Here is a 23,332-nt window from a genome sequence, read left to right on the forward strand (position 1 = left end):
AGTTGCAGGCTAAACGTGAGGCCGAGTTACAGGCTAAACGTGAGGCCGAGTTACAGGCCAAACGCGAAGCTGAGTTGCAGGCCAAACGCGAAGCTGAGTTGCAGGCCAAACGCGAGGCTGAGTTGCAGGCCAAACGGTCTATTCGTGAAGAACAACAGCCCGCAAGAGAGCTCCAGCAATCTGAACGCATTGCACGCCCTCAATCTCTTTGGGGGTCGTTACAGGAATTCACTGTTAACGCCGCCCATTTGGGTCGCAATCGAATCATTACCGCCGAGCGTGAAGACCCAGCGCATGCCGCCTTTGATGTCTTGCGGACCCGCCTATTGCAGGCCCTTGCTGACAACGGGTGGAAGCGTGTCGCAATCACGTCGCCCACCAAAGACTGCGGCAAGACTTTTACAGCCGCCAATCTTGCAATAAGTCTGTCTCGGCAGGAAAATTGCCGAACCCTTCTGTTAGATTGCGATATGCGCCGACCTAGTCTTCACCGTGTTCTTGGCGTCGAAAAGCCCGGTGCCATGGGTGAAATGCTGCGCGGCAATATTCCCCCGGAGCAGCATCTCATGCGGCTAGGTAAAAACGCGATCCACGCCGGTCGCAACATCGCATTTGGGCTCAATAGTGTGATCGAACCCTATGCTTCGGAACTGTTGCAAGACCCGCGCACAGCGGAAAGCCTGAGCAAACTAGAGGAAGAGTTGAACCCAGATGTGATGCTCTTTGATTTGCCACCTGCGCTCTATTACGACGATGTTATCGCCTTCCGCCCAATGTTTGACGGCGTTTTGCTGGTGGTTGGCGGCGGCACAACCACTGAAAAAGAAATCAAAGAAGTAGAGCGCCGATTGGGCGATTCAACACCGCTGCTCGGCATGGTTCTGAACAAGGCCGAACATACAGAAACGAGCCGCTACCAATACTGACTAGCGTCAAAAATCGAATATAGGACCCTAGCCCGCGAGATTTATCCGCGGGCTGTTCTTTGTGTGAAACGATCCAAAAGTGGCGTCATTGCGGGAATTTTGCCTCCAACGAGTGCAAATAGCCCCCAAACCGCCGCCAAGCCAGCCGCAAGCCACCCAAACAACCGCAGCCCGCGACCCGTTCGACTTTGGCGCGCTGCAACATGCGGGATCGACACGACCGGCTGTATGCCCAAGGCCCGTTCCATCTGAGCAGCACTGCGAATGGCTGGGTTCAAAAGCTCAACCACAAAGGCAATGGCCACCCCCATAATCAACGATGCGACCCCACCCATAACGGCCGTTTTCTTGCGCGAACGAGACACTGGGAATTCCGGCTCTAGTGCGGTTTCCAACACTTCAAAGCGATCAGTTTGCTGACGATCTTCCAGCATTTGGCCAAGCTCAGCCTCTGCTTTGCGGCGCGTGATGACGGAGTATTGCTCTTGCAGTTGTGTCATTTGGCGTTCGAGATTGTTCAGTTTACGTTCAACTTCCGGTGCCGCCGCGAGTTGGGCCTGAAATTGCGTAATACGTTCAACGATCAGCAGTTTTTCTTCTTGCAGCAGGTTAATTTGCTGCTCTGTGACGCCTTCCCGCTGGCGTGCCGAGTTTGTTCTCAGTGTCAGGATCTCGCGCTCAAGTTCCAGAACGGTTTCGCGCAACGTTAACAATTGACTGCGCAAATCCACCACCCCGGCAGGCAGCGCTTCGGCATTTTCGCTTTTGAATTCAGCAATTTCCGCTTCGAGCTTTTCGATCTCGGATTTCACGCGGGCTTCTTCTGTCGCGAAGAATTCCAGCGTATCACGTGCCCGTCCGACACTGCGATCGCGGGATTGATCAATCACGGAATACATCAATTCGTTTGCCAAGGCCGCCGCCTTGACCGGATCATCAAGCCTGACAGTTATGAGCAACCCTGACGGCACGTTCGCGCCAGGTGCGTAGGGCTGAGCGCTGTTCACGATTTGCTCAATTCTTGCGGCCTGACGCATCAGATGAATACGTTCATTCATGGTTATCGACAGATCATTGATGAAAAGCTTATGCTTTTCCATGATCCTAACAAGGTTGTCGCGAGACATGAGCCGCTGTTCGATCAACCGAACGCGATGCCCTGAATCCTCCGCCTGAGCAGTCGCCCCGGCCAATTGGTCTGGTACGCGGGCGTCTTCGATTTGCACAACGGCCGTGGCTTCATACACCTTCACTTGGCTGAGCGCGAAATAGAGCGACAACATGCAACCGACAAAGGTGATGGACAAAATGATCGAGGCACGACGACGTAACGCCGAAAGGATCTCGTCGAACGATTGGAACTGATTCATCTACGTACTCCCGCAAAGTTGCCCCCAATGCGTTCGCAACAGAGCATGCACAAACCGGCGCGCAGCCCTATCCACGACACATTGTAGCAAAACTGCCTAAATTTCGCCACGTCTATCCCGAGCCAGTTCGGAAACAAACCGTATCCCGATCCGGGATCGCGGCCTTTTTTTCGCCACATTTGCAATTGGATAACCCGATTTCCGCTGACAACAGACACCTGCGTTCATTGCCTTGGAATTGCACAAAGTGACAAAATCATTCCGTCGCAAATCCATTGCTGAAAACTCAAATCTCCACGATGGATTAGCGGTACAGATTGCGCCTCAGAATCCGCCGTAAAACTCGCACGGCCCGTCTTTAGATCTACGGCAAGCGCTTTAAATCCAAAGGAAATTCCAGCCTTTGCAAAATGCGCTTTGTACACGGCTTCCTTGGCGGAAAACACACGCTTTGGCAAAAACGCTTGATCCTCAACCGGCACCCCCGCGAGATCATCTTCGCTGCAAACCTCAGCGACAAGATCGGGGTCCATTGCAACGTCGGGTTCTAGATCCAGCCCCAAACCGGCATACCGCCCGGCCTCCGAGACAATTGCCATACAGATTTCGTCAGCATGTGTGATGCTGCCGGTTATGCCCTCAGGCCAAATTGGCGCGCGGTTATCCGCCATTGGAATGGCGGCGGGATGAATTCCCAATGACCACATCGCCTTGCGGGCTGCTGCGCGACCGCCGGTAAATTCAGCCCGACGGTTTGGAACAGCCTTAGCGATTGCTTTGGCTTCGTCTGGAAACAGCAGGGATGGATCATCAATGGGATCGGACATGGCCCAAGCAAGCCCAAGCGGCAAATCCGTTTGAGCGAGCATGGTCCGGATGCTTTCTGCCTCCGGGCTCATCATTGTTAGGCCCTCCGCCGTGACCGCATTTCGCGCCGCCGCGCCATAGCATCAGACCGCGATTGCGCACGATCATTGTTTTCTGGGGCGGTTTTTTCCGGGGTCGACTTGGCAATACCACCGTCCATTTTAGAGGCCACGCAAGCGACCAGATCGGACAAAACCGGGAAGCGGAAAATATCAGTGATCGACAAGCCCTTTGCGCCAAATTCATCGCGAATGGCGCGGTGCGCTTGCACCGCGAGAAGCGAATGGCCACCAAGATCAAAGAAACTGTCACGCCCGGTAAACCCTTCGACCCCAAGAATGTTGGTCCAGATCAGCGAAATCCCCTGCTCTACCGCGGCCAAATCGCTTGCCGAAGCATTCGTGGCCGAAGCATTCGTGACGGCAACCGGCTGCGGTGCAACGTCCTTTTTCACAACCGGCGCGGCTTTTGCCTGTGGTTTCGGCAGCGCCTTGCGGTCAACTTTTTTGTTGGGGGTCAGCGGGAATGCGTCCAGCTGAACAAACCGACCGGGAACCATGAAACTCGGAAGACTGCTGCCCATGGCGGTGCGCAAACCCGTCTCATCCTGCGTGGCACCGGTGTAATACCCGACCAGTCGAATGTCGCCCGGCACATCTTCACGGGCAACAACAACCGCTTGGGTCACACCGGCTTGGGCCTCGAGCAGGCTTTCGATTTCGCCAAGTTCAATTCGGAAACCACGTAGTTTTACCTGATGATCGACACGGCCAACAAAGTCGATGCGGCCATCATCGCGGCGGCGCACCAGATCACCTGTGCTATACATGCGACCATCGTGGAACGGATTTTCGACAAACTTTTCAGCGGTCAGTTCGGGACGGTTCCAATAGCCGCGTGTCACCCCGTCGCCACCGATCCAAAGCTCCCCTTCTTGACCGATTCCAACAGGTTCGCGATTGTCGTTCAGAACATAAAGCTGTTGGTTCACCAAAGGCTTACCGATGTTGACGGTCTTGTCATCGGCCTGGGCCGCTTCGACCGAAGACCAGATGGTCGTTTCCGTCGGGCCGTACATGTTGGTGATGTTCGCGGTTGTTATGTCACCAAATTCCCGGACCAACGCGCCGGGCAATGGCTCTCCGCCAAGGAACAAATGTTGCACCCGACCAAGCGCAAAACGAGCCTCGTCATTCATGGCAAACATCCGCGCCATCGACGGCGTGCATTGCAGATGCGTGACATCATGACGAACAATCTGTGCGGCGATGGAATAGTCATCTTCGGCCAGCTCAGGCGCTTTTTGAGCGGCTTTCACAACCTGCGCCAAGGGACGGAGCCCTTCCAGAACGACCTCGCGATCAATACCGTAATCAACCAGACAGGCGATTTCAGTCACCCCAATGCGTTTGAGTTGCTCGGCACGGGCCAGCGCGTCTTCAACGGTTCCAAACAATCCGCTGTCGTTGAAATACCGTTCAAAGGCAAAGTCCAAAATTGCGTCAAGATCGTCTGGCTCCAGCACATCAAGCTGCAGATCAAAGGCATTGTTCACACCTTCTGGCCGTTTGAAAGCCGGGAAAGCCCAAGCGTATTGTTTGATCAAACCGGCCGCAGAGGTCAGGTAATCACGCATCGGTTGGCGCGCGGTTTCGCGGGCTTCTTCGCGTGTTTCGGCGATATAGGTGTGCAACATCAATGAGATGTTGAAATCCTTGGGGTCATGACCGGCCTTGCGAAGCTCTTCGTGGTAAATCTTGATCTTGCCCGCAACTTCGTCGATCGACTGGCCCAGCAGGTGGGTCAGGACGTTGCACCCCAAACGCCCGGCCTCGCGCCATGTGTCAGGATTGCCGGCGATGGTCACCCAGACTGGCAGCTCTTTGGAAACCGGGCGTGGCTGGGTCACCACCTCATGCAATGATCCATCTGCACGCGGGAATGGCACAGGCTCACCGCGCCACAATTTGCGGATTTGATCAATGTTCTCGACCATCGCTTTTTTGTTGTTGGGCGGGGCGTTTTCTGGGCGCAGCACAAAATCATCCGGCTGCCAACCGCTGGCAATAGCCAGCCCAGCGCGGCCGTTGGTCAGGTTGTCGATCACCGACCATTCTTCAGCGATGCGGGCCGGATGGTGCAAAGGCGCGACCACCGATCCAGACCGGACACCAATATTGTGGGTCACGGCAGCAACGGCAGCTCCAGTTACAGATGGGTTCGGGTAAGGGCCGCCAAAGGCGTGAAAGTGACGTTCGGGCGTCCAAACGGCGCTGAACCCATTCTCATCTGCGAATTTCGCGCCTTCGAGCAGCATTTTGTATTTATCGCGGCCAACGCCATCGTCGTTGCCCCAATAATAGATCGAAAACTCCATTGCCGCGTCCGACATTGGCATCGGCCCTTTTGAGATCAGGCCGCGATCTTCGTCCGAGGTCAGAACAACCTTGAAACCACGTGCGGTGGTCCAGAACAACTCAAGCACAGAGATATCAAAGCTAAGCGATGTGACGGCCAACCAAGTGCCACCAACTGGAATAAGCGCGTCCATGCCGGCGTAGAAATTGATAACATTGCGATGTTCGATCATCACGCCCTTAGGCTTGCCAGTCGAACCGCTTGTATAAATCAAATACGCCAGATCGCTGGCATTGCTGGTGTCAGGCAAATTGTCGGCAGACGCGGCGGCAAGGCGCGGCTCTGCGTCCAACACCAAAATCTGAGCGCTATGTTTGGGAAGGTTTGGCTCAACCGCGGCTTGGGTGACGATCACCTTCGCATCGCTGTCTTCGACAAAATGTTGAAGGCGATCAGCCGGATAGCTCGGATCCATGGGAAGATACGCGCCCCCCGCCTTCAGGATCGCTAAGGCCCCTACCATAAGATCAACCGAACGCTGACAACACAGCCCAACGACTTTGCCAGAGCTCACACCCATATCGCGCAGCACATTGGCGGCGCGATTGGCGCGTGCATTCAGGTCGGCATAGGTCAGGCTTTGGCCTTCAAAGACCAAGGCCGTTGCACCGGGCGTCTTGGCAACCTGCGCTTCAAACGCGCGATGCATGGTCAGGTCGCGGTCGTAATCAACACCGGTGTTGTTCCATTGGTTCAGAACCGTTTGACGCTCAGCCTCTGGCAGAGCTTGTTGCAATTCCAAACGGGCAATCAAAAGCTCAACCATGGCGGCGGAAATTTTGCCACTGTCATAGCTGAGTTGCCCCAGTTCTGTATTGATTGTGATGGCCGTACCTTCGATATGCCCCACCGAAGACAAGCCGATGTGGGGCACGTTCGGCCAATCCAATTCGGGTGCCCGGGCAAAAAGGTCGGTGGCGACCCCGGCGTTGACCATCATGTTTTGTGCGATAGTTGATGCATCGGCGCGAAGGGGCACCCATGGCGCAACCACCCCGGAGGTCGCTTGGGCTTGTACCGTGGCATTGGTGTAGGCCAAGTCGATTTGGTCACGATCCGCCAGCATTTGAACCCACGCAATGACCTGCGCCACTCCGTCGGACAGGGTTAGAGACCGGGTTTCAATTTCGGCACTTTCAGCGGCAATACCGCCAAGTTCCAGAGGATGAAAATCGGCAAAAGCCCTGCGCCACGCGCCGTCACGACCAGCAACCTGCGAGATCGCAGTATCAACCGCTGAAAAATCCGTCGGCAGGGGCAAGACGTCGCCTTCGAGCGCGACAACAACCGGCGCAACGGGTGTTCCGCAAATACGGGTGATGTCTTCAAGCTCTAGCGCACCTGTTCCACAGGCCACCGTCAAATGATCGGAGGTTTCAAGCAAAACGGTACCGGGAGCGGCAGAGCCGTCGACCACCCGCGCGCTTTGAGCCAGCCAGATCTGGCCCTTGGCCCGGAATTTCGGCGCAGCAAGCGGGTTCCAATACCCGCCGTGATCCAGGGCGCGCACCAGGCGGGCCAGTTCTTCGGCAGGGCGCGAAAAGTCGAGCAATCCATACCCCGAAGGACGATCGGCCAAGGCGTGATAGCTTCTCTGGGACAGGTCTTGTTTGGTGCGTTTCAACGCCCCGGTTTCGAGTTGATCCAAAACGTCGCCAAAGCTGGCAATCGCCGCTTCATAGGCCTTGGTATTCAGGGTCAACGCCGTGTCCGTCGCCGCAATGTCAAAGCTTCGCGCCGCCAAAACGTCACCTTCATCGACGCCGCCTTCGATCATGTGCCACGAAATGCCATGCTGAGTTTCGCCGGCGATCATCGCCCAGACAGGCGCATTCAACCCTGCGTGACGTGGCAAGGGTCCGTCGTGAAAATTGATCGCCCCTTTGGATGGGATGGCCAAAACATCAGCAGGAATAATATCGAGATTGGCGATCGACAGAAGATAGTCAGCCTGAACATCCCCCATGCGCGCCCCAAGGTCTTTGCCCGGTGCCTCAACCCGCAGACCCAAACCCGTTGCCCATTCAGCGATACCCGCATTGCGGGTCACCACCGCTGCAACCGTGTTCCCTCGATCAAGCGCCGCCTGGGCGCATTGCACCAAGAGCGATTCATTGCCGATCACAATGCAGGAGAACTGGGTCATATTATTCACTCCGTTTAACTCTCAACAGCGGCTTGCCCGGCGACCGGGGTTGCTGCCATGCGCTTGCCCGGCAGCGGCCGGGTCATCGCTTGCAAATCATGTAGAATAAGATCGCGCAAAAATTGTGGCGGATCGGCGCGATCCTTGTTTTGGATGGCCCGACGCAGGCGCCAAAATAGCCCGCCTATGCCATGCATGACAGTCGCCAAAACCGCATAGGCGCGACCATGGTTGGTACTGAAATAGTGCCAACGGCTATCAAGCCAAAACGTGGGTATTCTGGTCCAAACCTTCATTCCGGTCGAAACAGATCCAATATGGGCAACGTGGCTTTCACGCACGTAATGCGTTTCATACCCGGCACGGGCCGCACGCAGACAGAGATCTGTCTCCTCGAAATATAGGAAAAACGTCTCATCAAAGAGGCCGATTTCGTCGAGCACGCTTTGACGCATCATGAGTGACGCACCAGCAAGCCAATCGACGCGCTGCGTTGTTTCTGGAATGCCGAGCGGCACAGATTTGTCTTTCAAGAGCCGCGAAATAGGCCCGAACCGCATGGCGCCTTCAAGCTCCGACCAGACCGACGGGAACCGGAACGCGGTGATATGCGGCACAGCATCTTCGCCATGGATATAGCTTCCGGCGAAACCCGCTTTGGGGGTCATTTCGAGATGGTTAAGCAGGTTGTGGAGCGCGTCCGGCGCCGGGAAAGCATCGGAATTGAGCAGATAGACGTAATCGGGTTTGGACCCGTCGGACCATCCGGCACGTATGCCAACGTTGTTGCCCGCACCAAAGCCACCATTGTGGCCGCTTTGGATGACGCGGATCGGAGCCCCCTGCGCCCAATCTGCCGTCGCAAGCCCCGCTTGCATAGCTTCAAAAGAACCATCGCAACTGTCGTTATCAACCAAGACCAGCTCGGCATTCAGCCCTTGCATTGCCTGCAAGGCCGCGCGAACCGACCGCAAGGTCATCTCAGGTGTTTTATAATTCAGCGAAACAACAAGAAGCTTGGACATTCTGTTACTCCGCCGCCTGTGTCGGGAAATCAAACACTTCACCGTTGCCAGCCGCCTGCGCTTCTGCCTGTTCAATGGCGGCGCGCATGTGCTCGGCCAGCACGCGAACATTGGGTTCAAGCACCATGCTGTCGTGGTCCCCGGGGACTTCCTGAACATCGACATGCGGTACAAACAAGCCCCAGTCATTGTCATGCGTCAAATACGTACGTTCCGAATTGACCATGGCACCGTCTGAGACCTGCCATTTTCCGTGCAGCGGTGGGCGGAAGAGGACAAGCCGGCCATCCCACGGTTTTAGCGTGTAGGTCGCGATTGACCGATAAAAGGCAGCTTCGATTTCCGCATTATGGAAGGCCCCGGAATGATCCGTTTCCGCGGTTTCGCGGCGCTTCTCAATTTCCCACGCGATCCGGTTTTTGGCCCAGATAAACGGGTAAAGCGGACCTTTTTCGCGGGCTTGGTGCCACTGGATGATCATGCGATCTTTGCGGCTCAAAGGCCTACGCTGCGGGAGCGGCGTGTCGAGCATCACCACAATCGAGACGTGCTCACCCATCGCCTCAAGCTGATGCGCAACCTCGTAGGCGGTGATGCCACCGCCCGAGAAACCACCAAGCATATACGGCCCATGCGGCTGAACCTGACGGATTTCGGCAATGTAATCGCGCGCGGCGTCCGAAATTGTTTCATGGGGATCTTCTCCGCCCATGAGGCCTTTGGCCTGAATGCCATAGAACGGACGATCCGCGCCCAACAGATGGGCAAGGTGGCGCAGGTTGAGCACATTGCCAAACATGCCAGCGATCAGGAAGAACGGCTGTCGCGCCCCGCCGTCCCCATCATGCATCGGAACAATATGGCGGAACCGGCGTTCTGGTGCTTTGGGGGCGTCCGATGTGCCGCTTGCGTCCGGCATTCCAACTTGATCGGCAATCAAGGCCGCGCATTTGCGGATCGTCGGAGCCTCGAACAATACAGAGATCGGGAAATCTACTCGGAAGGCTTTCTTAACTTTGGCGAACAGGCGCACCGCAATCAGGCTATGCCCGCCCAGGTCAAAGAAACTGTCTTCGACACCCACGTTTTGAACCCCCAGCAGTTCTTCCCAGAACTCGGCCAATTGGCGTTCAATTTCGTTTTCAGGAGCAACATAATCTCCCTCAAGCTGCGGGCGATCGAACTTTTGCGTCTCTCCGGCTTCCGCGGAGGAGGCCGCAGTTTGCCGAGTCAAAGCGTCGATATCCATGGAAGACACGACAACTTGCGGCGCATTCAGCGCCAGCGCCCTGTAAAAGGCATCCACACCTTCCGCAGGTAAAATCCCCTGCGACAGGTTATGGGCCAAACGCTCTTCGGCGGCGGACAGGGCATGGCCTGTTTCAGGCCCTTCGTCGAACTCAACTTCAGCGGCGGTCAAACGCGGCGCTGCCTTGAGAACATCGAGACTGTCGAGTTTGCGGATGGTAAACCCGGTCATCTCAACCACAACATTGCCGTCGACATCGCACAAGGTGACATCGAAACTGGCGGTTTCGGCCTCGGCCCTGTTTTCTGCTGCATTGCGCACCCACGAGACAATCCGATCCGGCAGCGCTTCGTGGACGCGGACACGGGCATAGCGCACAGGCACCCAGAGATGCGTGGGCTGATACCCTTCGATCAATTCCATCGCCCAACCTGTGGCAATGTCCATCAGGGCCGGATGCAACAAGCAACCGTCATTCAAAGCCAGTTCCGGCAAGGACAATTCGGCAATGCCTTCACCGCGGCCAATGGCGCGATTATCGAGCACTTTCCAACGCGGGCCAAAGGCAAGATGAACCTCTTGTGCGGCTGATAGCTTTTGATCGGGCACGCCAGATGGTGCGCCACACCGGGCATGAATCGCATTCAAGTCAACCGGCTCCGGTCGGGCCATGGGCAGCAACGCCAGAGATCCTTGGGCCGTAAGCGCATGTCCTTTACGTCCGCCAAGGGTGGCGTCCGCCAGCACGTCAAATCCGTACCCGTCATCTGTCCGGTTCAGGCGAATGCGTACATCACGGGCACCGCCATCGGCCACTCGGAGCGGGCGCAAGAAATCAAGGTCGCGAAGCTCAAACGCGCCGCTTTGATGATGCGCCTCAAGCACATGAGCGGCGAGGGTCAGATACCCCGTCCCCGGCAATAACGCATCGCCCGCTTTGGTGCGGTGTTCGTCAATAAACCAATCGTCGCTGCTATAGTTTGCATGAAACACACGGTTGCCGTGGTCATCAAAAGTCATCTCATCCAGCAAAGGCAAGGTCACCGGTTCGACAGGTGCTTGTGGAAGGTCGCCAGCACGTGCCGCAACAGCCTCGGCCGCCATACCAACTTCGTTCCAGATACCCCAATTGATGGCGACAACTTTGGTTTTGCCACTGCGCGCGCGGGCAAACGCATTAAGGAATTCATTCGCGGCGACATAGTCGATCTGGCCTGCCGGCGCAGTCACGGTGGAGGATGAACTAAACAACGCCATCCATTCGACAGCACCGTCGGGAAAGACTTGGCCCAACACTTCTGTACCGTGGATTTTCGGAGTGAACACATCTTCGACGGACGCAGGGGTTTTGGTCAACAAAGGTGCGTCATCAATCACACCAGCGCCGTGGATAATGCCTGTGATTGGGCCGAATGCATCCTCAACGGACTGGCGCACCGCCTGCATTTGATCACGATTGCAGACATCAGCGGCCTGAACCATGACGGTTGCCCCCGCCCGTTCAAGGTTTTGAACGGCACGAATACGCCGCGCAATCGCATCATTTGGTGCGTGACGAGTCAGGTAATCATCCCAATTTTGCCGTTCGGGCAATGATTTGCGTGCCAAAAGCACCAAATTGGCCCCATGGGCTGCAAAGTCTTGGGCAAGGCTTAGGCCGATCCCGCCAAATCCACCGGTAATAAGATAGGTTCCGTTTCGGACGGCTTGTGGGACAGGTTCCAAAATCACAGGTTTCATTGTAGATTCAAACCGACGGTCTGCCCGCAAGGCCGCCGCGGTGGCCGCAGGTTCGGCCATCATCTCTTCGAGAACACGGCCTGTCAGAGATTGCATCACCTGCGCATGGCCGGACATCGCCTTGGCCCGACCAAAAAACGAGGCCTTGGGCGCTTGGGGCAACTCAAGATCGCAGGTGCTAACCGTTACGCCCGGCAATTCGCGTGGGATAACGCGGGCAGGCCCGGCAATGGTTGCCTTGGCCGGGTAGGGCAGCGCTTCGTCGCGCAACTTGGCAGCACCATTTGTGAACACGGTGATATGGGGCTTTGCCGTCCCTTCATCAGCCAGAGCTTGGGCCAGAAACATCAGCGAATAGAAACCTTGCTCCTGGATACGGTGGAAGAAGGAGGAGCCGGGACGATGGCTTTCATCTTGGGTCACCAGCCAAAAATGCGCGATCCGTGTCGGAACCAACCCGCGCGCGGACATGTCCTGAAGCAGCAGATCATAACCTTCGCGGCCCCGTTCGGGCGACAGAAGATAGCGATCATCCGAAAGCCGCGCAAAGCTATCGCCAACGCGCACGTCAATCACATCATGACCCGCAGCACGCAGCTGCGACGCTGCCCCTGCGGAAAGGCCGGCGTCATCCGCAAAGATCAGCCAGGTTTGCGGCTCGGCATCGCTCAGGTCAGCCACATCCAGCTCGACCTGCGCAGAGCGCGGACGCCAGACCGGTTTCCAGCCCCAATCCGCGACGTCTTCGTTGCGCATCAGGAATTGCGGCGAGCTCTCTGTCGTTAGCTTGCCGGGTTCAATGAAATAGGAACTTCGCTGGAAAGCATAGGTTGGGAGCGGCACCCGAATGCGGCGCGCTTCGCCCCAGATTTGTTCCCAATCTATGTCAGCCCCCAACGCCCAAAGGCGGCCCATCACTTCAAACATGTGTTTGTCGTCTGGGATAATATCTTCGGGGTGGCGCAGCGAAGAAACAACCTGATTGGCAGAAACATCGCCATGCTGGCGCGCCAAAGCGCTCAGCGCTTTGCCCGGCCCAACTTCGAGAAAAATCCGATTGTCGGCTGCAAGCGTACCGACGCAGTCGGCAAAATGCACGGTGCCGCGCAGGTGTTCGACCCAGTAGTTCGGGTCGGTCGCTTGTTCGTCCGTCATCAATGTGCCGGTGCGGTTGGAGGTCAGCGGAATTTGCGGCGCGTTGAGCTGAATCCTGTTCAGGTAAGCGCGAAAGTCTTCGAGGATCGGTTCAAGCATGCGGCTGTGGGCCGCGATATCGATCTGAATTCTTTGGGCGTCAATGTCGCGCGATGCCAACTCAGCTTCGAGAGCATCCAAAGCCGCCTGTGGGCCAGAAGCCACCGACAATTCGGGCGCATTCACGGCCCCAAGATCAAGCTCAGCCCCCAACAGTGGGCGCAAATCCTGCGCGGCCATTGCCACCGACAACATGCCGCCAGCAGGCACCGTGTCAAACAGTTTGCCGCGCAGGTGAACAAGGCCAATGCAATCTTCAAAGCTCATGACACCGGCAACGCAAGCGGCGGTGTTTTCACCCATGGAATGACCGGCCAGAGCCGTCGGCTGAAGACCCCAGCTTGTCCAAAGCTGGGCCAAAGCATACTCGACGATCATAATCAGCGGCAGTTGCAAAGAGGGCGTTCGCAGCGCGTCATCGGCCTGAGCGCGATCTGCCTCAGCCGGGAGCCAAAGCGACCGCATGTCAGCGTCTGTCAGAGTGGCCAAATGGTCAAGCCCGCGATCCATCCATTCGGCAAAGACCGGTTCCGTTTCATAGAGATCACGGCCCATGCCCGCATACTGCGCGCCACCACCGGGGAACATAAAGGCGATCTCAGGGCTTTCCAGCGCGGTGTGCGAATGCACCCGGCGCGGGTTGTTTTCATCCAACAATTTGGCAGCTTCGGCGTGGGTTTCTGCCACAACCACGCGACGCTTTTCAAAAGCGCGGCGGCCGTTTTGCAACGTCCACGCAACATCGGCCAAATCCTGTTCGGGGTAGCCACGCAAATGATCCGCGAGACGCGTGGAATTGCCATCAAGCGCAGCCTTTGACTTGGCCGAAAGACTCAGGATTTGGAACGGAAAATCGCTTTCTTCGGACCCCATGCGGTCAGGTGCTTCTTCCAAAATGACATGCGCGTTTGTTCCCCCGACACCAAGCGAGTTCACACCGGCGCGACGCGGGTGACCTTGGTTTTGCCAATCACTCAGGGTGTCGTTAACGCGAAACGGAGAGTTTTCGAAATCAATCGCAGGATTTGGGGCCTCAAATCCCAAAGAAGGCGGCATTTGTTTGTGATGCAAGGCCATGGTCGCTTTGATCATGCTTGCGACACCTGCGGCCGTATCGAGATGACCAATATTTGTTTTTACCGATCCGATCCGACAATGCCCAAGCTTATCAGAGGTTTCCGAAAAGGCCTGGGTGAGCGCGGCAACTTCAATCGGATCACCCAAATATGTGCCGGTGCCGTGGCATTCGACATAATCAACGGTGTCGGCGGTCACGTCGGCAATGGCATGTGCTTCGGCCACGGCTTTGGCCTGACCATCCACAGATGGGGCCAAATAACCCGCCTTTTGCGCACCATCGTTGTTTACGGCTGTGCCTTTGATGACACCCCAAATATGATCGCCATCCGCCACCGCATCGGCCATCCGACGCAACACAACCACACCCGAGCCAGACCCAAACACTGTCCCTTGGGCGCGATGATCAAAAGCGTGACATTCGCCATCCGGGCTCAGGATTTCATTTTCCTTGTAAAGATAGCCGCGCCCTTGCGGCAACTCAATCGTCACGCCTCCGGCAAGCGCCATATCGCATTCGCCATTCAGCAATGCCTGGGCCGCGTAATGGGTCGCAACCAAGGAGGTCGAGCACGCCGTTTGGACCCCAATCGACGGGCCGTGCAAATCGAGAATATGGCTTAGGCGCGTGGTCAGAAAATCCTTGTCGTTGCCCGTGTGACGCAACAGGAACATGCCAGTATTTTCGACCAGGTCGGGGTTCGAACAAATGTTGAAATAGAAATAGCTGCCCATACCGCAGCCTGCAAACACACCAACTTGGCCGGGGAAGTTTTCCGGCACATGACCGGCGTTCTCCAACGCCTCCCACGAGGTTTCCAGAAACTGACGGTGTTGCGGATCCATGATCGCGGCTTCTTTGGGGGAAAACCCAAAGAATTCAGCGTCGAACATGTCGAAATCGTCAAGCGGTGCCGCAAAGGGCACATAGTCGCGATGGCGGATAAGGCCGGGATCTTCACCAGCGGCTTTGAGCTCGTCTTCGCTCAAACGGCGGATCGAGGACACACCATCGCGCAGATTGCGCCAATAGCTGGCAATATCATCCGCCCCCGGAAGGTGCGCGGCCATGCCGACAATGGCGATGTCGTTTTCACCAAAGTTTTGTGTGTCGCTCATCATGAATCCAATACCCCGCCACTGCGTCCCCGCCAATTTACGCGCCCTTTGCGCAGGAAATGGGGCAAATTTGAGGTTTTCGAGCCGTCGGCTGCCGCAATTAATGACGCCCGGCCCCTGCATCTTTTACGCTCGGGCGGATTGGCACATCATTTGTAGCAAGATTGTTGCCAAATTGGAAACGGGAGTGGTTAGAGGCTTTTCCCCGCAAATGACAAAATCGCGGCCCAGTTTATCCAAAGAGCCATTGCCGCAAGCCCAAGACCAACGGCCGCGAACCCCAGATCATGCAGTGGATCCCACGCCCCCATGCGCCGCGCCAGCCAAACAACAACAGGATAAGCCAACACAAATGCTGCGCCATAACCAATCAGAGCGCCAAGCAAACCAGACGCCTCTAAACCGATCAAAAGGCAGGCAATCATCAGGACAGCCCGCGCCGCCGCCAGAACAAAGAACCGCTTGGAATCACCTGCGGCAAGGGCCGCCTGATCATATGTCATGACGATCAGCATTGGCATTTGGGCAATGGCCAAAATGACGGCGATTGCCCCCGCGTCCAAATAGCGATGATCATACAGAAGATCGACAATCCAGACGCCCATCACCGCAAAGATGCCGACAAATCCCATTAGCAACAGCGACACAGCCACGCGCATCTTGCGAAGTTTGAGGAAATTTTCCCGGCTCTCGGTTGGGGGTGTTTCGCGATAAATGGGGATCAGGATTTTCTGGGTCACCATACCGCCAAGCATCATTGGAAAAGACGCCCAAAAGAAGCCGATATTGTAGATACCAAACATATCCAGCGGCACAAATTTCCCGATTAATATCTTGTCCGCTTGGCTAAAGAAGAAGCCACAAACGGTGGCCAGGAACACCCATTTTCCGAAACCGATCAATTCGCGGGCTGCTGATTTTTCCCAATGAAACTTGTTACTTGGCCCCGGTAGATAACGCCAATTGATCACCACTTCGACCAATGCGCCCACCACGCCCGCAATCACCAGTGCCCAGACAGAATGGGTCCATAAGGCGAGACCGATACCGACGGTGACTCCGACGATTTGGGTGACCATGTCCAAAAGCGTGACGCGACCTAGATTCAGGTGTCTGTTGGCCGTCACCATTTTGGTCGGCCGAAAGCCGGTGATCAGCAATGTTAGCGCCGAAACAGGTAGCATCTGTAAGAGCAGATCCTGACCGTAGACCCATGTCATCGGCCAAGCGCAGGCGCAGGCGACCAGCCATAAACCGAAACCGCGGACAACCTGAATGCTCCACGCGGTGTCCAGAAAATCACGGTCATCACCACGTTTGCTTTGCATAATGGCAGGTGTCACCCCGACATCTGAAAACTGCCCCAGCCCCATAAGGAACACCATGACAAGCGCCATAAGACCAAAGGCTTCGGGGAACAAAAGCCGGGTCAGGATCAGGTTCGACGCCAGTCGAATCATCTGGCTCATGCCAAATCCACCGATCGTCAAAACCGACGACCGCAGAACCCGCGCCCCGAGCGAAGAGCCTTGGAATTTTGCCATCACGCTCATCGGCTTCGGCTCCAACCATCGACGCGATTGCGGGTCAGTTTGCTGATCAGCGCAACGCCAGAATAAACCGCAAATCCGATAGGATCACGCAGGGCGATGCCCAATTTTCGGCTCGTCGGAAAGCTTGGCTTGTCGTCATTTTCGATAAGTTCCGGGAATTGTTCTGCGATCTGGTCCACCCCGGCATCCTGACGTCTGCGGACTTTGACCAAATTCGCGAAGCCTTCGGCAATTGGCCAATTATAAGAGGCCGGAACGCCAATCCGCTCGTCCGGTCGAAAACTGAGACGGACAAATGTGTCGTCAGAAATGATATCGGGATAGGTGTCCCACCGCTCGCGTCCGGCTTGGTTAACTGCGAAAACCCCGCATCCCGGAACGCATTCCGTCATGAAAGGCACTTGCCGCCAGATGCGTGCATAAGTGCGGCTCATCCAGCCCTGAGCGGTGATATTCACAGTCCCGGATGCATAGCGGGCCGACGCGCTATCCAAAGCATTGGACAATTGCCACAGAACGCCGCGACTGATGGTGACATCGGCATCAAGATAGACCCGAGTTGCCCCCAGAGCGGCGGCGTCACCGGCATTCAACGCACCGAGTTTACCACCTGTCGCCAAATCCAAAACATCGAGCCGCCAACCCCGCGCCACGAATTGGTCATCCATGGCCTGTGCGCGGGCCACCGTGTCATCGTGGCACCCGTTGGCAACGACGACAACCTGCACGCCAGCCCCCTCCCAATCCGACTCCAGAATCGCCGACAGGCAGCCACCAATCAGTGCCGCCTCGTTACTTGCAGGAAGGATAACAGAGAGCCGGACAGCCCCCGTCATGTTGTCTTTCATCATAACCCGTACCCGAGGAGCCACACCTTGCGAAAATACAGGCCCCTTTGCTTTACCTCATGGCAGTTAACTATGGCCAAAGAATGGAAACGGCTAGATTATTTCCAAGAGCTGCCTTTGGGAGGGCGGCGTGCTGCTCAACTTTTCAAGGCTAGATCAAAGTGACGCAAGGCTTGCGGATCGGATATATTGTTCCCCAGTTTCCGGGGCAAACGCACATTTTCTTTTGGCGCGAAATTCTGGCGCTTGAGGCGATGGGGCACGAAGTACATGTGTTTTCAACACGTAAGCCCCCCAAGGGGCTGATTGCGCATGACTGGTCGGACAAGGCCATGGCGCGCACAACCTATTTGGGAAGCGTTAACCCGGTCAGTGCCGGGGTCGCAGCAACGCGGCTATTGGGGCAAGGTCTTTTGGGGTGGATGCTCCGCGAAGGTGGGCGTTTTTCCAAGGACGCGTTGCTGACTTTTTCTGCGGCACAACAGCTTACAAAACATGCCAAAGCCCTGAAACTAGACCATATTCACGCACATTCCTGTGCGCGTGCCTCGCTTATTGCATGTTTTGCACATCATCTGGGGGCACCACGCTATTCGCATACATTGCATGGTCCGCTGTCAGACTATGGCCCAGGGCAGCGGTTAAAATGGGAACATGCGAGCTTTGCAACCGTGATCACACAGAAGCTTGTGAACGAGATCAGCAAAGAACTCGCAGGGCACCTGCCGGAACGGATCGTCATCCGCCCCATGGGTGTTGATATCGACGCCCTCAGCCGCACGAAACCCTACGCACCACCAGAACATGGCCGTCCGATCCGCGTGTTTTCCTGTGGGCGGTTGAACATTGTTAAAGGTCACCAGGATCTCATGTCCGCCACCCGGCAATTGATCGACCAAGGCGTCGATATTCGGGTTGAAATTGCCGGAGAAGACGATGACGGCGGGCACGGCTATCGGGCTGAGCTTGAGGCGCATTTAAAGAAGCTGCACCTTCAGGATCACGTCAAATTGCTTGGCGCGATCGACGCAGACCAAGTTAAGGCCAAGCTTGAAGAGTCGCATCTGTTTGTTCTTGCGTCGTGGCACGAACCACTGGGCGTTGCCTATATGGAGGCGATGTCTATGGGGGTTCCGACCATTGGCACCGATGCGGGCGGCGTGCGCGAGCTGATCGAAGACAGCGTGAACGGTTATCTCGTCGAACCCAAAGCTCCGAGCCAATTGGCGCGTGTTATCCGTACTTTGGCCGGTGATCCGGCTGCACTGCAACGCCTTTCGGACGCGGGGCGTGCCCATGTGGTTGAGAATTTTCGGGCGTCTTTGGGCGCTGATACGCTTGTGGCTGAAATCAACACCGCAATGGGGCGTTAGAGCCCGGCCACCTGCAGACTTTGGCCAGCGGCCCCTTCAAACAATAACTCTTCAACTCCAGACATGCGGATCGTCACAGTTTCGCGGTGGGCCAAGAACTGGGTGCCTGTTTGTTCAAATCGGTAGTCTGCTGGCTTGCCCGGAAGCAACGCTTTGTCTGTTCCGGGGCCGCCATGCATCACGTCACTGCCCCCCCCGCTGACCAATGTGTCATTGCCTGATCCTGCAATCAGCACATCCTCGTGGGCGGTGCCTTGCAAACGTTGGTTTCCGGTTCCAGCAATCCGCGTGATGCCATTGCCAAAGGCGGCAATGTCTCGTTGTTCCCATTCTCCCGGTGCAGCGGCGTTGAAGGCCATCAACATATCCCAACGGGGATTTTTGTCATCCAGGTGTCGAAGCGCCCCCCAACTGCCCCACTTTGTAGCCGGAGCCACATCGACAAAGGCGTTAAACATCGTGCCGCCCGCCCGAACCCAACCGCCGAGCAAAAGCTCATATAAATTGGCCATTTCAGGGGTATAATTGAATTCGGTCATAAAGGCCGTCAGCCTATCGTCATTGACTTGCGCCCCGTGCGCCGTGACATGGGTGCCGCCTTCGTACATCACCAACCGCAGGCCAGCCTTGCGCGCGACCGCCGCCTGATACGGGAAAATCTCTTCGGTCAGTTCACGCAATGACCCGTCTTCGAGCGCCAGAGTGACCGGGGCAATCGCCGCTTCAAATCGGGCCCTCTTGACGTATTCGCGCAAGGAGACCCGCCGCAGCCCTTGCGACTCGCCGGCTTTGATCGCGACCTCTTCGGACTGATCAAGCCACGCATTCATCGTCTTCGCCATCTCTGGCGACCCAAGTTCATAGCCAAAATAACCGGTCACCGCATAGGCATCAAAACTGTCCTGCGGAAATGCGCCAAGCTGAAGAAACGCCAAAGGAGCACGCAAAATATCCTCTTCCAGTCCAGGCCAACCCGTATGAGTGGTAACCACACGCACCAGCTGATCCTCGGCCGTGTCTCCATATACCTCTGACCAGATATTCATGATCTGCGCCGCCCGCATTCCATAAAACTGCATCCAGCCCGTATCGCTTTCACCCCACAATCCAGTGGCCTGATCACGCGCCCAAGCGGCCTGCGGGAAAATGTGGTTCCAAACCTCGTTAGAATACTCAACATGTACCTTAAGCCGAGGGTCGAGCCCCCTTTGAACCGTCTGCGCAAACTGGCGTACATAGTCGTCATTCGCCATATGCGGCAGCGTAAACCAAGGGTCGGCACCGATATGGTTGGCCAGACGGATCATGACCTCAAGCGGCACGCCCCATTGGGTCCAACTGGCATCAGAAAACCTCGGGCGATCATCCCATCCAATAACCGGCGACCCGTTGGTCAACATCCAATCCATAAACCGGATCGACCGCATGTCTTGAATTTTCTCGATCCAAGCCGGGTTGAACAGCGCGCCAGCCTCATACATGTCCACATGTTCTTCACGCAGGATCACGATGTTTCGGATCGGGTCGCTTGCATCAATTTCGGTGATTTGCAGGCCAACCAAACCTTCGCCGGGACTATAGGTAAACGCAATTTGCCCGTCCGAGTATTTGGCGCGTTTCGCCCGGCCGGTCAGCCGCAGTTGACCCTGTCCCTCATAGCTGACCAGGTAACGGCCAGAGAGTGATTTGGCCTCTTCGGGCTGCTCCGTCAGCAGGACAGCCTCCAGAGCTGACACCCCATCAGGTAGCGAAGTCGGCCAGCCGTTTTCGTCCAGAAATCCACCAGCACGCAATTCTTCTGTGCTGACCGCACCCCATTGGCTGCCTTTGTGGCCAACCCAACCACGTGCGCTCTTCATAAGGTCGAGAAACGGATGCTGGGTCGACCAATCAGAAATACCATTTAACCCAAGACCAAGAACCGGCACCCCAGTGGGCCGCGCTCCGCTGGGCGGCAAGGTAACGGCAAGGCGTCGTGGCAATTCAACCGTTATCGTTTCGGGTTGTTCAGCATCGGACTGCGGGGCGCTTGGAACCGGCGTTTGTTCAGAGGCCTGCACTTTTGGAATGTCCTGCCAAATGGCCTCTGCTACGGCTGCAAACTCGTCAACCAGATCTGGATGCAATGTGGTCGGGGGGCGAAACTCTGCTGGTGGCATGTCATTATAGAGTGACGCATAAGTCACCATAGCGGCCAATAAGTACAACGAGGGCGTCCCATGCGGCGCATCATCAGAATACAGCGCCTGCGCGGGCAATCCTTCCAATACCCCCCCATCTGCCAAGAGTTTGGACAAAATAGATGCGACTGGGATCAACTGAACATTCTGCGCCGGACGGGTAACTGCTAATGTGCCGATCAGCCCTTCATACCACGCGTGATAATCACCCTGATTGAAGGTGTGGTATCGTCTCAGTCCGCGCGCATTCGGTGGGAAAGAGCCTGTAATGCTCCCCATCTCGGCCCAACCTTCGTAAACAAACAACCGAGCGTTTGGGCTTTCAGCATGGACCCAATCAAACACTTTGATCATCGCCCCAAGGGGGCTTTCGTTTGACGGGTTGTCCCCCTCATAAGGTGCGTCAGGCTTTTGATATTGCACAAAGTTCGCTGGCGTAACGACAACGGCATCGAAATCCACATTGCCAAAATCCCCGCGTCCGGCCCCTTTGACACCGCTAAAGCTCCAGTTTGGCGCAGGCGGGAGGCCTTCGGAAAAATTGCGCAGAAATCCCCACTGCCCTTCCACGGCAAACTCTTTGCCCGCGGCCTTGGCCATTTCATTGAGCCAATGCGGAACGTTGGTGTGGTCATCTTCTTCGCTCAGATGATGCACCAATGAGTTGCCGAAAAAGTAGACCGAGCTGGCATCCCGCTCCTGAGCAAGGGCCGCCCCGCCAGCCAAGATTGCAATGCTGACCCATGCCGCAAGTCGTTTTATCATCTGCCCACCCGTATCGCACATATTGCCACCGCTTTTATCCTATTATGCCGTAGGTCAGGGCAAGCTCAAACAAACCGTTTGCCGTTATTTGCGCAAGCGGGTGGACATTACCAAGGCACCTGTTCGCCTGCCCAATCATAGAATTGGCCGGTTTGGTTCGGTTGCAGATTGTCAATCACCTTCAAAAGGTTGCCTGCTGCGGTTTCCGGTGCCACCGAAGGATGCCGACCAAGGTATTTTTGCGTGAAAGGCGTTGCCACGGTGCCGGGGTGCAAGGCGACACAGATATTGTGTTTGTGGCTGCGTAACAGTTCGATTGCTGCGCAGCGGATGATCTGATTGAGCGCGGCCTTGGAGGCCCGATAGCTTGTCCAACCGCCCAAACGATTGTCCCCAATCGAGCCAACCCGCGCAGATAGGGCCGCGATCACGCTGCGCCGGTCCTTTGGCAACAATCGGGCCGCATGGCGCAACACAAGGGCCGGACCAATGGCATTCAGTGCAAACTGATCTGCCATTGCCTGAGCGCTCAAGGCACGGATTGATTTTTCGGGTGGGGCCCCGGCGATTTCCAACGCCCCCGTTGCAATCAGAACGAAATCGTAAGGCCCGCTCAACGCGCTCAACTGTGCCTCCACGCAACCCTCATCTGTGACATCGAACCCGGTTTGGCTCCGTGACAGGGCGTCAAGCTTAAACCCGCGCGCCACAAGCGCTTGGGAGAGCGCGCAACCGATCCCACCACTTGCTCCTATGATCAATGCCCGCTGCATGCCATCTCCTTTGATCAAGGACATAGCGCAACAAAGCGTTTGGGCAAAAAACCTGCAAAATCCACTTTTCATTCACGCCAAGCGCGGTATAGTCCCGGCCATGTCAATGACCACACATATCGCCAAAATCGCGCGCCTTCCGGTGCCGTTTGCGCGTCGCCCGCTTTCCGGGCGCGATGGTTTGTGCATTGACCTACTCCTAACTCGCCTCTGAGCGCGGCCATTGCGGCGCGCGTGCTCAGAGGAGATGCGATCGCGCCGATAATCCCGCATATCAGTTAGGAAAACTCCATGAACAAAGTGAATCTGGCGCAAAAGCTCGCCATGTTTGACAGCCACTGGGACCCGCATGTGGTCGCCAGCTACAACAACAACGATGTGATGGTTGTGAAGTTTCAGGGTGAATACCCGTTTCACAAACATGACACGACCGATGATTTCTTTTTGGTGCTCGAAGGCGAAGTCACCATGGATTATCAAGACCATGACCCGGTGACATTTGGCGCTGGTGAGTTGGTTGTCGTGCCCGCCGGGGTGATCCACCGCCCGCGCGCCGAAAAAGAAGTCAAAGTGCTTTTGATTGAACCCAAAGGCGAACCAAATTCCGGGGATAGCGACCGCGCGCCTGCCCTCAAACCGCATATCTGAT

At 56.3% G+C, this 23,332-nt stretch carries 12 protein-coding genes; 3 read left to right on the top strand and 9 right to left on the bottom strand.

Annotated elements, in window-relative coordinates; all coding sequences use genetic code 11:
• On the top strand, nt 1–926 hold a 926-nt coding region (locus tag ACRBB0_RS02295), incomplete at its 5' end, for a CpsD/CapB family tyrosine-protein kinase (protein ID WP_431372778.1).
• Nucleotides 927–967: 41 nt separating this feature from the next.
• On the opposite strand, the gene ACRBB0_RS02300 is transcribed toward ACRBB0_RS02295, so the two are convergent.
• The 7 genes from ACRBB0_RS02300 to ACRBB0_RS02330 all read right to left on the bottom strand — a co-directional run bounded on the left by ACRBB0_RS02300 (nt 968) and on the right by ACRBB0_RS02330 (nt 17,595).
• Nucleotides 968–2,296, bottom strand: coding sequence for a GumC family protein (locus ACRBB0_RS02300; protein ID WP_431372779.1), 1,329 nt, complete (start codon nt 2,294–2,296; stop codon nt 968–970).
• Nucleotides 2,297–2,520: 224 nt separating this feature from the next.
• Nucleotides 2,521–3,198, bottom strand: a complete 678-nt coding sequence (locus ACRBB0_RS02305; protein WP_431372780.1) for a 4'-phosphopantetheinyl transferase family protein — start codon at nt 3,196–3,198, stop codon at nt 2,521–2,523.
• A gap of 2 nt (nt 3,199–3,200) precedes the next feature.
• Entirely contained in the window at nt 3,201–7,727 is a 4,527-nt protein-coding gene (locus tag ACRBB0_RS02310; RefSeq protein ID WP_431372781.1) for a MupA/Atu3671 family FMN-dependent luciferase-like monooxygenase, read from the bottom strand.
• 14 nt (nt 7,728–7,741) lie between these two features.
• Nucleotides 7,742–8,752, bottom strand: coding sequence for a glycosyltransferase family 2 protein (locus tag ACRBB0_RS02315; RefSeq protein WP_431372782.1), 1,011 nt, complete (start codon nt 8,750–8,752; stop codon nt 7,742–7,744).
• A 4-nt stretch (nt 8,753–8,756) separates the two neighbouring features.
• Nucleotides 8,757–15,194 carry a type I polyketide synthase gene (locus ACRBB0_RS02320; protein WP_431372783.1) on the bottom strand — a complete coding sequence of 2,146 codons (6,438 nt, stop codon included), beginning with the start codon at nt 15,192–15,194 and terminating at the stop codon, nt 8,757–8,759.
• A gap of 188 nt (nt 15,195–15,382) precedes the next feature.
• On the bottom strand, nt 15,383–16,744 hold the full coding sequence (locus tag ACRBB0_RS02325) for an oligosaccharide flippase family protein (protein ID WP_431372784.1): 1,362 nt from the start codon (nt 16,742–16,744) through the stop codon (nt 15,383–15,385).
• Entirely contained in the window at nt 16,741–17,595 is an 855-nt protein-coding gene (locus ACRBB0_RS02330) for a glycosyltransferase (protein ID WP_431372785.1), read from the bottom strand. Before ACRBB0_RS02330 ends, ACRBB0_RS02325 begins: the two co-directional genes overlap by 4 nt.
• Before the next feature lie 158 nt (nt 17,596–17,753).
• On the opposite strand from ACRBB0_RS02330, the gene epsE reads away from it, so the two are divergent.
• Complete coding sequence (gene epsE / locus ACRBB0_RS02335) at nt 17,754–18,965, top strand: exopolysaccharide biosynthesis GT4 family glycosyltransferase EpsE (protein ID WP_431372786.1); 1,212 nt, start codon at nt 17,754–17,756, stop codon at nt 18,963–18,965.
• On the opposite strand, the gene ACRBB0_RS02340 is transcribed toward epsE, so the two are convergent.
• Together ACRBB0_RS02340 and ACRBB0_RS02345 are read right to left on the bottom strand one after the other, a co-directional pair.
• Nucleotides 18,962–21,910, bottom strand: a complete 2,949-nt coding sequence (locus tag ACRBB0_RS02340) for a calcium-binding protein (RefSeq protein WP_431372787.1) — start codon at nt 21,908–21,910, stop codon at nt 18,962–18,964. The two genes, epsE and ACRBB0_RS02340, sit on opposite strands and share 4 nt — an antisense overlap.
• Nucleotides 21,911–22,017: 107 nt before the next feature.
• The gene (locus ACRBB0_RS02345) at nt 22,018–22,683 is read right to left on the bottom strand and encodes an SDR family NAD(P)-dependent oxidoreductase (protein WP_431372788.1); all 666 of its coding nucleotides are present in this window, start codon (nt 22,681–22,683) and stop codon (nt 22,018–22,020) included.
• Between the two features lie 291 nt (nt 22,684–22,974).
• On the opposite strand from ACRBB0_RS02345, the gene ACRBB0_RS02350 reads away from it, so the two are divergent.
• Nucleotides 22,975–23,331 carry a cupin domain-containing protein gene (locus ACRBB0_RS02350; RefSeq protein ID WP_431372789.1) on the top strand — a complete coding sequence of 119 codons (357 nt, stop codon included), beginning with the start codon at nt 22,975–22,977 and terminating at the stop codon, nt 23,329–23,331.
• Nucleotide 23,332: the final 1 nt, after the last annotated feature.

It is taken from the genome of Pelagimonas sp. (assembly GCF_050633425.1).
GTDB lineage: Bacteria > Pseudomonadota > Alphaproteobacteria > Rhodobacterales > Rhodobacteraceae > Pelagimonas.